This window comes from Faecalimicrobium dakarense (assembly GCF_000499525.1).
GTDB lineage: Bacteria > Bacillota > Clostridia > Peptostreptococcales > Peptostreptococcaceae > Faecalimicrobium > Faecalimicrobium dakarense.
In genome coordinates, this window is record NZ_HG529275.1 from 58,951 (window position 1) to 74,641 (window position 15,691).

The 15,691-nt window shown below is 27.5% G+C and carries 13 protein-coding genes; all 13 read left to right on the forward strand.

Going from position 1 to position 15,691, the window contains the following annotated elements; translation table 11 throughout:
* The first annotated feature begins 39 nt into the window (after positions 1 to 39).
* Positions 40 to 669 (forward strand): endonuclease/exonuclease/phosphatase family protein, encoded by a 630-nt coding sequence (locus BN899_RS05465; protein ID WP_042273539.1) that lies wholly within the window; start codon positions 40 to 42, stop codon positions 667 to 669.
* A gap of 97 nt (positions 670 to 766) precedes the next feature.
* The gene (locus tag BN899_RS05470) at positions 767 to 2,092 is read left to right on the forward strand and encodes a VanW family protein (RefSeq protein WP_081712174.1); all 1,326 of its coding nucleotides are present in this window, start codon (positions 767 to 769) and stop codon (positions 2,090 to 2,092) included.
* 229 nt (positions 2,093 to 2,321) lie between these two features.
* Positions 2,322 to 3,266 carry a protein kinase domain-containing protein gene (locus BN899_RS05475; protein ID WP_042273541.1) on the forward strand — a complete coding sequence of 315 codons (945 nt, stop codon included), beginning with the start codon at positions 2,322 to 2,324 and terminating at the stop codon, positions 3,264 to 3,266.
* Positions 3,267 to 3,424: 158 nt separating this feature from the next.
* A complete protein-coding gene (locus BN899_RS05480) occupies positions 3,425 to 4,054 on the forward strand; it encodes a hypothetical protein (protein ID WP_042273542.1) in 630 nt (209 codons plus the stop codon).
* A gap of 128 nt (positions 4,055 to 4,182) precedes the next feature.
* On the forward strand, positions 4,183 to 7,428 hold the full coding sequence (locus BN899_RS05485; protein ID WP_042273543.1) for a ligand-binding sensor domain-containing protein: 3,246 nt from the start codon (positions 4,183 to 4,185) through the stop codon (positions 7,426 to 7,428).
* Between the two features lie 132 nt (positions 7,429 to 7,560).
* Positions 7,561 to 8,313, forward strand: a complete 753-nt coding sequence (locus tag BN899_RS05490; protein ID WP_042273545.1) for an esterase family protein — start codon at positions 7,561 to 7,563, stop codon at positions 8,311 to 8,313.
* Between the two features lie 46 nt (positions 8,314 to 8,359).
* On the forward strand, positions 8,360 to 9,634 hold the full coding sequence (locus BN899_RS05495; protein ID WP_147568500.1) for an ATP-grasp domain-containing protein: 1,275 nt from the start codon (positions 8,360 to 8,362) through the stop codon (positions 9,632 to 9,634).
* 176 nt (positions 9,635 to 9,810) lie between these two features.
* On the forward strand, positions 9,811 to 10,401 hold the full coding sequence (locus BN899_RS05500) for a Type 1 glutamine amidotransferase-like domain-containing protein (protein ID WP_242824092.1): 591 nt from the start codon (positions 9,811 to 9,813) through the stop codon (positions 10,399 to 10,401).
* A 340-nt stretch (positions 10,402 to 10,741) separates the two neighbouring features.
* Positions 10,742 to 11,650 carry a ribokinase gene (rbsK, locus tag BN899_RS05505; protein WP_042273546.1) on the forward strand — a complete coding sequence of 303 codons (909 nt, stop codon included), beginning with the start codon at positions 10,742 to 10,744 and terminating at the stop codon, positions 11,648 to 11,650.
* 4 nt (positions 11,651 to 11,654) lie between these two features.
* Positions 11,655 to 12,050, forward strand: coding sequence for a D-ribose pyranase (gene rbsD, locus BN899_RS05510; protein ID WP_042273547.1), 396 nt, complete (start codon positions 11,655 to 11,657; stop codon positions 12,048 to 12,050).
* 33 nt (positions 12,051 to 12,083) lie between these two features.
* The gene (gene rbsA / locus BN899_RS05515; protein WP_042273548.1) at positions 12,084 to 13,574 is read left to right on the forward strand and encodes a ribose ABC transporter ATP-binding protein RbsA; all 1,491 of its coding nucleotides are present in this window, start codon (positions 12,084 to 12,086) and stop codon (positions 13,572 to 13,574) included.
* Between the two features lie 2 nt (positions 13,575 to 13,576).
* The gene (rbsC, locus tag BN899_RS05520) at positions 13,577 to 14,548 is read left to right on the forward strand and encodes a ribose ABC transporter permease (protein ID WP_081712175.1); all 972 of its coding nucleotides are present in this window, start codon (positions 13,577 to 13,579) and stop codon (positions 14,546 to 14,548) included.
* 12 nt (positions 14,549 to 14,560) lie between these two features.
* Positions 14,561 to 15,454, forward strand: coding sequence for a ribose ABC transporter substrate-binding protein RbsB (gene rbsB, locus BN899_RS05525; RefSeq protein WP_042273549.1), 894 nt, complete (start codon positions 14,561 to 14,563; stop codon positions 15,452 to 15,454).
* Positions 15,455 to 15,691: the final 237 nt, after the last annotated feature.

Here is a 15,691-nt window from a genome sequence, read left to right on the forward strand (position 1 = left end):
TAGTATAAAGTTAATAAAGTATATAAGGAGGACGTTATTATGAAGATAGTATCCTATAACATACATAAGGGGATGGATTCAAATAATAAAATAACTTTAGGCAAAATATCTAAGTATTTAAAAAATATAAATGCAGATGTTATTTGTTTGCAAGAAGTACTTTATCCTCAGTTTGCAAAATTAAAACTAGACCTAAAAATGGATGGTGTATTTGCTGCTAATGTAATTAGGCCTAGTATGATGTATGGTATATGTATATTTTCAAATAAAGAAATATATAATAATGAACACATTCTTCTAACTAGCAAAAACGAACAAAGAGGTTTTGTAAATGCAAACATACTTTCGGAATTTGGAAAGATGAATATTGTAAATACTCACTTAGGATTAGATAGATATGAAAGGCAAACACAAATAAATGAAATACTAAGTTATTTGTACAATAGAGAGGGTAAAAGTATTATATGCGGTGATTTTAATGAAAAAAATATAAGCTTAAGTAATTATAATGATATGGCTGTATTTACAGGTAAGTATGATATATGTACGTTCTTTAAAACTGAGGCTAGAATAGATTACATATTCATAGATAACTTAATAAAAATAGAAGATTATGTTATTGATAAGATTAAATTGTCAGATCATTATCCAATCATAGGGAAAATTTAAGGAAATTGTAACAATAAGGTTACATATGACACCAATATCTTGTTTAAAAAAAAATATTAAAATATAATCTACTTAGTCTTAAAAATGAGGTGGGGTAATGAGCAAAAAAGAAATTGAAAAAAAAGTGAGTAAAAAAACAAGCGATGAAAAGAGGAGGCCTAAAAAGGCAAAAAGATCAAAGAAAAATAATAAGTCAAAACATAAAAATTTGATAATATCATTAGCAGTAGTTGTTTTTATTTCAGGGTTTATGCTAGATCATTTTAACCAAACATATATATATAATAATAGTATAGCTAAAAATATTTCAATAGAAGGTGTGAACGTGTCAGAAATGACAAAAGAAGAAGCTATTGAAAGTGTTCATGAAAAAAATGCTCCTAAAAGTATAAATTTAGTGCATAATGGGCAAAAATATGAAATTTTAGCAAAAGATATAAATTTAAAATATAGTGTAGAAGAAGCTGTAGAAGAAGCTTTTAATTATACTAAAACGGACTCATATTTTGAAAATATAAAAAGATATTTTGATCTTAAGAAAAATAAAAAGAATTTAGAGATAAAGCCTTCTTATGATGAGGCACTTTTAAGCCAATCTATTGAAAAAATATCAAATAAAATAAACGTAGATATGATAAATGCAACGGTTAGCATATCTCATGGAGGAAGCATCAGTACTACTTCTTCTCAAACAGGAAAAGAACTGGATATAGCATCAACTAAAGAAAGTATTTATAATATGCTTGAAAGTAAAAAACATGGTGATATAGAGCTTAAAGTTAATACTAAGAAGCCACATGTTACAACTGAAGATGCAGAAAGTGTAAATGCATTACTTGGACAATACACTACTAAATTTGGTAATAGCCCAAATAGAGTTGCTAATATAAGTGTATCCGCTAGAAAAAGTAGTGATGTATTATTAATGCCAGGAGAAGAGTTTTCATACAATAATCTAACAGGAATGAGAACTAGATCAAATGGATATAAAGATGCACCAGTTATAGTAAATGGAGAGCTACAAGAAGGTCTTGGAGGAGGGGTTTGCCAAGTATCTACAACTTTATATAATGCAGTATTATACTCAGGGGTTAATATAACATCTGTTAGAAATCATTCATTATTATCAACATATGCACCAATAGGACAAGATGCCATGGTAAACGATGGTGGAACAGATTTTAGATTTAAAAATCCATATAAGCATCCTGTATATGTAAAAACTAGTGTGGGAAATGGAACAGTAACATCTAAAATATATGGAAATGTAAATGATAAGAAAAATATATCTATAAAAGTAGATGCATTTAAAGAAAACGGAAAAGATGCAGCTAAAACATACAGAGTATATAGAAATGGTGATGGTAAAGTTGTACAAACTGAATATATAGCAAAGAGCGTATATAAAAAGCCTAAGAAGTAATATATATTCAATTATTTACTATTTAAATATATATATAAAAGATATATAATAAATTCAAGTTTATTAAAAATATATAATAATTAAAGTAATTCTGACAAAAACCGTACATATAAAATATGTGCGGTTTTTTTATTAAACTAAGAAAATATAATATTGCAATATATGGAAAAAAATTACAATAATTGCTATAATTATTGTAGTGGAGTAAGAGGAAATGGGGGAGAACAAGTTGAATTTTATAGGCAATAGATATGAAATATTAAATTGTGCAGGAGAAATTGACCTTAACAAAATTTATAAAGCAAGAGATGCTTATGATAATAAAAAAGTACTTATAAAAGTAATAGAACATAATCCTAATATATGCGAAGATTTTGTATCGAATTTAATAGATGAAAGTACAATGATCAAGCAAATGCACTCACCCTATATATTAAAAATAATAGATGTTGGAATTCATTGTACAGAACTAACCACTTTATACTATATAGTTAGTGAATATAGTGAAGGAATCGGACTTGATAATTTAATATCTGGAAACTATCTACATTTAGAAGCAATTATAAATATATCAACACAAATATTAAAAGCGTTAGAGGTAACTAATACTAATAATGTATATCATGGGGATTTAAATCCAGGAAATATAATAGTAGATGAAATGTACAATGTTAAAATATTTGGATTTGGAACAACTAAAGCTAATAATGGAGTAAACTTAAGAGTGTGCAACGAAATTAGATATTTATGCCCTCATCAATTATGTGTAAATTATACAGATGAAGAAAGTGATTACTTTGCCTTAGGACTTATTTTATTTGAATCTATATTTAAAAAATTACCATTTGGAGAGGCTAATAATGATGAAAGTATGCTTAGACTTATAGATAAAGGTGTTGCATGGAATGAATTAAAAGCGATAAATGGAAACAATGAACTTATAGATGTTATAAAAAGACTTTTAAGTAGAGATAAAAAATACAATAATATTCAAGATATAATAATAGATTTAAGTTCTATAATGTATGAAAAGGCAGATATAGAAGAAGAAGTTAATGAAATAGAAGAGTTTAATGAAGTAGATACTAAAGATAAAAAAAGAAAAAGTACTAAATTATTATTAGCAGCTTCAATGGTTGCTCTTGTATCTGTAATGATACTTAGCGTTATATAAAAATATTAATAAAGAAAAATACTCATATTTCCATGAAATATGGGTATTTTAATATAAAGTTAAATTATGGTTGAAATATTTTTGTAAAAAAATTCTTGTATATTTTAAATTATAAAAATATAATAAAGAAGATTAAAATTATCAGCGAGGTGAGCTATATGAAAAATTTAAAAGAAGGACTAATTAGTTTAAAAGAAGAGCTATTAGGTCTATTAAACACAATGTTAGTATCAGAAAGAATAAATAGCCAAAGATGTGTTGCTAAAGATATTGATACAACAAAAACTATACTAAATCATAAAGATGAAAGTGAAGAATTCACTCAACAAGATTTAGACATAATAGGAAAAGAACTACAATCATTAACAAAAGAAATAAAAGGAATAGCAAATACAATATTAGTATCAGAGAGAATAAATAGCCAAAGATGTGTTGCTAAAGATATCGACACAACTAAGACAATACTAAATCATAAGAATGGAAGCGAAGAATTTACTGCAGAAGAAATTAAAGAACTAGCAGATGAAGCAAAAGGAATTATAAATACAATATTAGTATCAGAGAGAATAAATAGTCAAAGATGTGTTGCTAAAGATATTGACACAACTAAGACTATATTAAATCCTAAAGATGAAACTAAAGAAGTTAATAAAAAAGATATAGATAGTTTAATAAAAGAATTAAAAGATATAGTTAATATGATGTTAGTATCAGAAAGAGTTAACAGTCAAAGATGTGTTGCTAAAGATATAGATACAACAAAAACTATAATAGAAAATCATAAATAAAGACAAAAAGAGCTAATTTAAATTAAATTAGCTCTTTTTATATGTTGCTTTATGTAATTTTGTATACAAAAGAATGTTAAAAAATGGTATAATTTATAAGCAAATCAAATGAAATAAAGGGTGAAGTAATGAATAGAGGAATTAGGGGATTATTATTTATAATATTATTTACAACATTAATAACATTCCTAGGGGGTAAGGATGTATTAGCTATAAATAATGAAGAAAATAGAAATTTTGAAAGAATAACAATAGGAGATGGATTATCTCAAACCACTATAAAATCTATATTTCAAGACAGTAGAGGATATATGTGGCTTGGTACAAGTGATGGCTTAAATAAATATAATGGTCATAAATTCGAAGTATATAAATCTAAGAAAGATGAAGAAAATAGTCTTAGTGGAAACCAAATTACAGATATAGAAGAAGATTCAAAAGGAAATATTTGGGTTGCTACAACTAAGGGATTAAACAGAATAAACAATGACAAAAGTAGGAGCATAACTAATTACGTATACAAAAAAAATGGATGTAACATATCTGATAATCAAATAACAGATATATTAATATCTAAGAGTGGGGATATACTAGTAGCAACAGAAGATGGATTGAATAAATATGATGAAAAAAGTGATAATTTTATTAGATTGTATAGTTCTAATGATGAGAAAAATTCACTAAGTAACCAATTTATAAATTCTTTAGCCGAAGATGATAATGGATACTATTGGGTTGGAACTAAAAATGGCCTTAATAGAATAAATAAGGGCACTAATAAAGTAACTAAGTATTATGCAAATGATAAGGATGAAAACTCTATTAGTAGTAACTATATTTCGAAGGTTTATGTAGACGATTTGAATTTCTTATGGGTAGGTACTCACTATGGAGGATTAAATAAAATTGATTTAGATAGTAGTAAAGTAGAAAAATTCATTGCTACAGAAGAAAAAAACAGTATAGCAGGAAATTATATTAGAGATATACTAAGAGACCGTCGTGAAATGGTATGGATTGCAACTGATAATGGAATTAGTAGGCTTGATGAAAAAACTAATACTTTTACTACTTATAGATCAAAAGGATATGATAATAGTAGCTTATCTAGCAATGATGTTTTAAGTATATATGAATCTCAAGTAGGGACTATTTGGATTGGTACATGGTCAGGGGCAAGTTTATTTAACCCATATAATGAATTTAATCATTATAAAAATGACCCTCTTAATAAAAATTCTTTGAGTGAAAATATAATGTCTGGAATATACGAAGATAATGAAGGTTTATTATGGGTAGGAACAAATCATAGTGGTATTAATATACTTGATAGAAAAAATAATAAAGTAACTAGAATAAATGATAAGAGTGATATTTCTCTTAGTAATAATCTGATAAGAGAAATAACGGGTATAGATAATGAAGTTTGGATAGCAACTGAATATGGGTTAAATAAATTTGATAAAAATACAAATAAAATTACAGTGTATAAAGAGGAAGATGGATTATCTAATAATGATGTAAAAAGTTTATATATAGATAGCGAAGGTACCCTTTGGATTGGTACAGCTGATGGATTATGTACTTTTGATAGAAAAAATAAATTTACTGATTGCAGAGAATTATTAAAAAAAATCGGAATAAATAAAGTCTCAATTGTAGATATAATTGAAGATAAAGATAATAATATGTGGTTTGCAGGTGGTGTTAAGGGCGAATTAATAAAACTTAATAAGTCCACAGGAGAAATAAAAGATTATAATGTAACTAAAAGAATGAACCAAAGTAATGATACGGTATTGTCACTTAATATAGATAGTAAAGATAATATTTGGATAGGAACCGATTATGGGTTGATTAAATTTAACCACAAAAGTGAAAAATCTACTAGATATACAGAACTTAATGGGTTAGCTAATAATTTTGTGTATGGGATTATTTTAGATAAGTATGAAGATATATGGGTAAGTACTAATCATGGTATATCGAAATTTGATGTTTCTAAAGAAAAATTTATAAATTATGATAGAACTGATGGCCTTCAGTCTAATGAATTTAATCAATATTCATACTACAAAAATAAAGACGGTGAAATATTTTTCGGAGGAATAAATGGGCTGACAAGTTTTATACCAGAAATGCTAAGAGAAAAAAATTTTACACCAGATGTAACAATAGAAGATGTTATAAGTAAAGGTGAAAATTTATCAGTAGTAAAAGATATGAAGCTAAGCTATAAAAATAATCAATTGCAATTTAATTTCTTTGTGCCAGACTATAAAAATATAAATAAAATACAGTATGCATATAAGTTATCTGGATTAGATAAAGATTGGATATTTTCAGAAAATAGGAATATTGCAAGTTACACAAATTTAGACCCGGGTAAATATACTTTTGAAGTAGTTGGGAGAAATTCTAGTGGAAAATGGAGCAGTCCTTCGTCTATAAATATAGAAATAGAGAAACCATTATGGAGAACTCCTATTGCATATATGGGGTATATAGCTATTTCACTAGGTATAGTGTTTATAATCTGGAATAGAGTTAAAATATTAGATAGTTTGGTGAAACAAAGAACTATAGAGTTAAATAAAAAACTAGATGAGAATAAAGAACTTTATTCAAGATTATTAAAACAGGAAAAATATAAAAATAATTATTTTGTAAACTTATCCCATGAATTAAGAACGCCTTTGAATGTTATAGTTTCTATTCGAAACCTTATAGAAAATTTAAATAAAAAAGAAGAACATATACCAAAGGAAAAAATAAGTCATCATATGAAAATAATGGATAAGAACTGTAATAGGTTAATTAGTTTAATAGATAATATAATTTATGCATCTAAAATAGAATCAGGAAGTCATAAATTAAATATAAGACAACATGATATTGTTTACTTAGTAGAAGAGGTAGTTTTATCTATGAAAGATTATATTGAAGAAAAAGGAATAGAACTTATTATAGAACCAGAGGTAGAAGAACTTATTATAGAATGTGATGATTTAGAAATTGAAAGAACAATTATAAATCTTATATCAAATGCTGTTAAGTTTACAAAGTTTAATGGGAAAATAGAAGTTTATATATGGGATTTAGGAAAAAATGTGAGAATTTCAGTTAAAGATAATGGTATAGGTATAGACCCTAAATATCATAAATCAATTTTTGATAGATTTATGCAGGCTTATGAAGATACATCAGAAGAATATGGTGGAAATGGTCTAGGTTTAACTTTATCGAGACAAATAATAGAACTTCACAAGGGAAGAATATATGTAAAAAGTGAATTAGGGTTAGGTAGTGAATTTATAGTTATACTTCCTATAAAGCAGAGCAAAGAATTAAAATTAAAAATAGAAAATATATGAAAAATACTGTGAATTATTCACAGTATTTTTTTATTGCTTAATTTATTTATTTTAGGATAAAACGATAATTTTAAACATATAATGAAATAATTTAGTATACAGTATTAGGTATTTAGAAAAAAGAGGTGATTTATGAAAATAGAATGGATTAAAGAGTACAGCAATTGTTTAAATAGGTATATGGAATTTAAAGTATATGGTCATGCAGGTAAACCTATTTTAGTATTTCCTGCTCAAGATGGTAGGTACTATGATTTTGAAAATTTCAAGATGGTAGATTCTGTTTCTGATTTAATAGAAAAAGGAAGGGTTCAATTATTTTGTTGCGACAGTATAGATTTAGAATCATGGTCTGCAAGTGGAAAAGATCCACGTCATCGTATTTATATGCATGAACAATGGTTTTACTATATAGTAAATGAATTAGTACCAAGAATTTTTGAGATTAACCATTACTATAATGGATATTACTCAGATGGAATTATAACAACGGGATGTTCTCTAGGAGCTACACATGCAGTTAATTTTATGCTTAGAAGACCTGATATATTTAAAGGTACTATTGGCTTGAGTGGTTATTATGATTCTGATATTTTCTTTGGTGATTATTGTGATGATTTAGTTTATAATAATTCACCTATTAAGTACATTAATGGCATGAACCATAATCATAATTATATAGATATGTATAGAAAAAATAAGATGGTTTTATGCTGCGGTCAAGGGAATTGGGAAGAACCTATGATTTTAAGTATAAATAAAATGAAGCAGTTATTAGAAGATAAAAATATACCAGTATGGATTGATTTATGGGGAAGTGATGTTAATCATGATTGGAATTGGTGGAGAATTCAATTTAAATATTTTTTAAAACATATGATTTAATATCTTAAGCAAAGGATGTAAACTTTTTATTTAGGGGGAATTTAATATGAGTACTATAACTATTTCAAGGTCTATTGAAAATCTATTAAAAAATGAAAACAAATCGAAAAATTTAAATGTTGTATTTATATCACCTCATTTTCCGCTATACTTTCATAACTTTTGTAGACATTTAAAAGAAAAGGGAGCTAATGTGTTAGGAATTGGAGATGCTGATTATAATTCATTGGATAAAAGTACAAAAGATTCTTTAACAGAATATTATAAAGTCGGAAATTTAGAGAATTTTGAGGAAGTAAATAAAGCTTGTGAGTTTTTTAATTCAAAATATGGTGATATTGGGTGGATTGAATCTCAAAATGAATACTGGCTTGAAACTGAAGCTACCTTAAGAAGTAAATTTAATGTAGATACAGGCACTAAAATCGAGAAAATGGCTCCAATGAAATACAAATCAAAAATGAAGGAAGTATATAAAAAAGTAGGTATACCTGTTGCAAGGTATGAATTTGTTACAGAGTATGATAAAGCAATAGCTTTTACTAAGGATGTAGGATATCCAATTGTAGTAAAACCAGATAATGGTGTTGGTGCTACATCTACTTATAAGCTTAAAAATGATGAAGAGTTAGCATATTTTTTTGAAACTAAAGATAATAGTATTTTATATATTATGGAGGAATTTATTTGCGGTCATGTAGAAACTTTTGATGGTATAACTGACTCTGATAAAAATATTTTAATAGCTTCAAGTCATATTATGCTAAATTCTATTATGGACTGTGTAAATGAATTAAGCGATACAGCCTTTTATAGTCAACCCATTAAAGGGAGTGATATTGAAGAAATAGGAAAAAAAATAGTCAAAGGATTTGATACAAGAAGTCGTTTTTTTCACTTTGAATTTTTTAGGTTAGACGAAGATAAAAAAGGATTAGGTAAAAAAGGAGATTTAATTGGGCTAGAAGTTAATATGAGAGCCCCAGGAGCATATATGCCTGATATGATTAATTATACTTATGATGTAGATGTTTATTCGATTTGGGCAGATATGTTGGTAAATGATAAAACTTCAGTAGATATAGATAGAAAATACTTTGTAGGATATGCAAGCAGAAGAAATAGTATTAATTATAATTATTCGTTTGAAGATATTATAAATAAATATAAAGATGAAATATTATTAAATGTAGAAGTCCCAAAAGTTTTATCAGCTGCAATGGGAAATTATATTTTTTTATTTAGAAGCAAAGAGGAAAAGAGGCTAAAGGAAATTATGAAATTTATTCTAAGACGTAGCAATGGAGAAAGTTGGATATAATTTAAAGTAAGGTTCAGAATTTACTAGATTGATAAATCTAATTTGTTCTGAACTATTTTTTTAGTAAATATCAACAAAAATAATAAGCTTCATACTATATAGAAAGAAAGTGTAAGAAAAAGTATTTATTAGAAAATGGATTATTAAATAATTTTAAAGGTAAAGGATGTGTCATAATGGTAAATATTTTACTTAGTTTATATAATTTTGATGAAGATTGGTGTTTTGATACATTTAAGGAATTAATTAAGCCTAAACATAAAGTTTTAATAGTTCCATTTTCATATCATGAAGATTGGTTAAAAAATGAAAATGACTGGAATAATGCTTTTAATCCTAAAACCGGAACCCATTATAGAGAAATTATTTCACCTTTTTTATCGTATAAGATACCAGAAGATAATATAACTTGGGTAAATCAATTTATAGATGATAAAAATTGTGCAAAGGATAAGGTAAAAAATAGTGACATAATATTTTTTACTGGTGGATATCCTGACAAAATGATGAAGAGGTTAAAAGAATTTGATTTAATCGATGTTTTAGAAGATTATAAGGGAATTATGATTGGAAGTAGTGCTGGTGCTATGATTCAAATAAAAGAGTATCATATTACCAAAGATAATTATTATGAGGGATTTTCTTATAATAAAGGATTGAATATAATAAAAGACTTTGATATTGAAGTTCATTATGAAAATTCAGATATACAAAATATGAGTATAAGTAAGTGCTTAAACGAAAAACAAAAACGATTTATTCTATAGAGAATCAAGGTGGTATAATGGTTTCAAGTGGGACTGTAACTATGTTAGGTAAAGTTAAAAAATGGTCTTTAAATTAATTTTAAGCTTAAAATATATTAAAAATATATGAGTGTAACATAAATTATAAAAGATGAATAATTATATCTAAAAACACCTATTTTATGGTAAAAAAATAACAATAGGTGTTTTAAATTGTCTAAATATTAATTAATATAAATAAAAAACAATTAATATGTTGCACTAAATAAATTAATATGATACTCTATATAAAGTAATTAAATAATAACGATAAAAATATTTTAAAAAATAATATAGATAGTGTATTTGTTAGGAGGTAGACATGAAAAAAATATGTGTAATAGGTAGCCTTAATATGGATTTAGTAGTTAAAGTAGATACTATGCCTAAAGGTGGACAAACATTAATAGGAAGTAACTTCAAGGAAGTGCCTGGCGGAAAAGGTGCTAACCAAGCAGTTGCTATGGCAAGATTAGGAGCTAACGTATCTATGATAGGAAAAGTTGGAGATGATAGTTTCGGTCAAACAATGATAAATGCACTTAAAAACGATAATGTAGATACAAGATACATAAATATAGAAAAAGGACCTACTGGTGTAGCTCTTATAACGGTAGATAAAAATGCAGAGAACTCTATAGTGGTGGCTCCGGGATCTAACTATATGGTAGATGAGTCTTATATAGATGAAAATTTAGATGCTATTAAAAATAGTGATATAGTGGTTACTCAACTTGAAACACCACTTGAAACTATAAAGTATGCACTAAAAAAAGCAAAAGAACTTAATAAGTATACAATACTTAATCCAGCACCTGCTGTTAAATTAGAAGATGAATTAATAGAAAATGTTGATTTATTAACTCCTAATGAAACTGAACTCGAAATAATAAGTGGTATAGAAATAAACTCAGAAGATGATATATTAAAAGCTGCTAAGGTAATGATTGAAAAAGGTGTTAAAGAACTTATAGTAACACTAGGTTCAAAAGGAAGCTTATATATAAACAAAGAAAAATCAATATTTAAAAATGCATACAAAGTAGAAGCAGTAGATACAACTGCAGCAGGAGATAGTTACACAGGAGCGTTGTCAGTAGCATTTGCAAATGGTAAAAATGTTGAAGAAGCAATGGATTTTGCATCAAAAGTTGGAGCACTTAGTGTTATGAAAGAAGGAGCTCAAAGTTCACTTCCAACACTTAATGATGTATTAAACTTTAGGGGGTAGGAATATGAAGAGAACAAAACTTATAAATAGTGAATTATCATATACAATATCAAAAATGGGACACACTGACAGTTTAACAATAGGAGACTGTGGGCTTCCAATACCCGATAGTGTAAATAGAATAGATTTAGCATTAACACATGGGCTCCCATCATTTTTAGATACATTAGATGTAGTACTTGAAGAACTATGCGTTGAAGAAATAGTAATAGCTAGTGAAATAGAAGATAAAAACAATGCTATATACGAAGAAATACTAAAAAGATTTGAAAATATAAAAATAACTAAAGTAAGTCATGAAGAATTTAAAAATATGACAAAAGAGAGTAAGGCAGTAGTAAGAACTGGAGAATGTTCTCCGTATGCAAATATAATATTAAAATCAGGTGTAGTATTCTAGACAAAATTATTATGAACATTAAGAGGTAATAAAATGAATAAACCGATTCTGAAAATGAACAATATAGTTAAAGAGTTCCCAGGTGTAAAAGCTTTAGATGGTGTAAATTTAGAGTTATATGAAGGTCGTGTAATGGCACTTATGGGAGAAAATGGAGCAGGTAAATCTACACTTATGAAAATATTAAGTGGAGTTTACAAAAAAGATGGTGGACAAATATTCTATAAAGGAATAGAGACTGATATAAAAGGACCAAAAGATGCAGGTGAAAAAGGTATAGCTATAATACATCAAGAGCTTAACTTAGTCAAAGATTTAAGCATAGGTGAAAATATATTCTTAGGACGTGAACCTAAAAAAGGATTTAGAATAGATTTTAACAAGCTTCATGCTGATTCTGATAAATTACTTAAAAAGTTAAATGTAGAAATAAGCTCAAAAGAATTAGTAGAAAACTTAAGTATAGCACAAATGCAAATGATAGAAATAGCAAAGGCATTATCACTAGATGCAAAGATAATAATAATGGATGAGCCAACAGATGCTCTTACTGATAAAGAAACGAAGAGCTTATTTAATGTAATAAACGAGCTTAAAAATGAAGGTAAGGCAATAGTTTATATATCTCATAGATTAAAAGAAATATTTGAAATATGTGATGCTATAACTGTACTTAGAGATGGTAAGTACGTTGGATATGAAGAAGTATCAAATTTAGATGAAGATAAAATGATAGAGATGATGGTAGGAAGAAAACTTACAGATCAATTCCCAAGAGTAACGACAAAAATGGGAGAGACAGTACTAGAAGTTAAAAATCTTACTAATGAATATATAAACGATATAAGCTTTGAAGTTAAAGCTGGAGAGATTTTAGGAATATCAGGTTTAATGGGGGCAGGAAGAACGGAACTTGCTAAAACTATATATGGTCACTTTAAAAAGACTAGTGGTCAAATATATAAGTATGGAAAATTAATAGATAATAAAAGTGCTAAAGATGCACTTAAAAATAGAATAGCATATGTTTCTGAAGATAGAAAAGGAGACGGACTAATACTTGATTTATCAGTTAAAGAAAATATGTCTATATCATCATTAGATAGAGTATCATCTTTATTTAAAATAGATAAAAGTAAAGAACTTGAAAGAGTAAAAAGTTATATAGATAGAATGAGAATAAAAACTCCAAGCGAAAATCAATTAATAAGAAACTTAAGTGGAGGGAATCAACAAAAGATTGCAATAGCAAAAGCATTAATGACTCATCCCGATGTATTAATACTTGATGAACCTACTCGTGGGGTAGATGTTGGAGCTAAAAAAGAAATATATGATCTTATAAATGAATTTAAAGATAGTGGTAAAGCAGTAATCATGATAAGCTCTGAAATGCCAGAAATACTTGGACTTAGTGATAGAATAATGGTTTTAAGTCAAGGGGTAGTAACAGGAGAGTTTGATATAAAGACAGCGACTCAAGAATCAATATTAAAGTGTGCAGTAGAAGCTAAGGAGGCATAAAATTGACAGCTAAAGTAGAAAACCAAAAGAAAAAGAATGTAGATATGAAAGAAGTTTTAGTGAAATATAAAAGTTTAATAGGACTAGTACTATTAATAACAATAGTATCAATACTAAGTCCATCATTTTTAAGCAGTAAAAATATATTTAATATACTTAGACAAACTTCCGTAAATGCAATAATAGCAGCAGGTATGACATTTGTTATATTAACTGGAGGAATAGATCTTTCAGTAGGATCAATTCTTGCAATAAGTGGAGCGGTATGTGCAAGTCTACTTGCTTCAGGACAAAGTATAGTAGTAGCAACAATAGTAGCAATATTAGTAGGAGCTTTCGTTGGATTTTTAAATGGATTTGTAATAGCAAAAGGAAAATTACAACCTTTCATAGCAACATTAGCAACAATGACAATTTTAAGAGGTTTAACATTAGTATTTACAGATGGTAAACCAATAACTTTAGGAAGTAATGATTTAGCTATTAAATTTGGAAATATAGGTGGAGGTATGATATTTGGCATACCAACTCCAGCAATAATAATGTTAGTAGTATTTGCAGTTTGTGCATATGTCCTTAAAAGTACTAAAATGGGAAGATACACTTATGCATTAGGTTCAAATGAAGAAGCAACAAAGTTATCAGGACTTAATACTGATAAAATAAAAATATGGGTATACACTGTAAGTGGAATACTTGCTTCAATAGCTGGTATCATAATAACGTCAAGGTTATATTCAGCACAACCAACGGCAGGAACAGGATATGAATTAGATGCAATAGCAGCAGTAGTTCTTGGAGGAACAAAGTTAGCTGGTGGTAAAGGTAAAATAAGTGGAACTATAATAGGGGCATTAATAATCGGAGTATTAAGTAATGCACTTAACATATTAGACGTATCATCATATTATCAAATGATGGTTAAAGGTATAGTTATATTAATAGCAGTACTTTTAGACAGAAAAAATAACTAGGAGGAAATGAAAATGAAAAAGTTTCTTTCTATAATAATGGCACTAGTGTTAAGTTGTTTTGCATTAGTAGGGTGTAGGCAAGTAGATAATGGGGCTAAAAAAATTGGACTTATAGTATCAACATTAAATAATCCGTTTTTCGTAGATTTAAGAGATGGAGTTATAAAAAAAGCTAAAGAGTTAGGGTATGAGGTAGTAGTACTTGATTCACAAAATGACCCAGCTAAAGAAGTATCTAACATGGAAGATATAAGCGTTAAAAACGTAGATGTAGTACTTTTAAATCCTGTTGATTCAGATTCAGCAGTAGCATCAGTTATGATTGCAAATAATTCAGATTTACCAGTTGTAACAGTAGATAGAGCAGCAAATGGTGGTGAAGTAGTATCTCATATAGCATCAGATAACGTGGCTGGTGGAGATATGGCAGCTAAGTTCTTAATAGAAAAACTTGGTGGACAAGGCAACATAGTTGAACTTGAAGGTATAGCAGGATCTTCTGCAACTAGAGATAGAGGTAAGGGATTTGAAGATGGTATTAAGGAAAGTAAATTTAATTTAGTAGCAAAACAAAGCGCAGACTTTGATAGAACTAAAGGACTTTCAGTTATGGAAAATATTATACAATCGAAATCAGATATATCTGCAGTATTTGCACAAAATGATGAAATGGCATTAGGTGCTCAAAAAGCATTAGAAGGTGCAGGTATGAAAGATGTATTAGTAGTTGGATTTGATGCAACAGAGGATGCTGTTGATGCAGTTAAAAAAGGTAAAATGGCAGCGACAGTAGCACAGCAGCCAATCTTAATCGGTGAAACAGCAGTTGAAGCAGTTCATAAATTATTATCTGGAGAAGGTATAAGTAAGGATATTCCAGTAGAGCTTAAACTAATAACTAAATAATGAATTTAAATTCTATATAAATAGTAAAGTGTAATTAAAAAATAACGACTGTTGTAAAATGACAGTCGTTATTTTTTAATTACAAGGAGATTGTGTGAATTAAAAAAAACTAGATAACACAACAAGTTAAGTAATTTTGGCATAGATTGAAATTATTGTGATAAACATAAAAATAATATATAATTAAAGTGTGAAAATGTTTTATTTTATAATAAATATCGAAAATTAATAAATTCA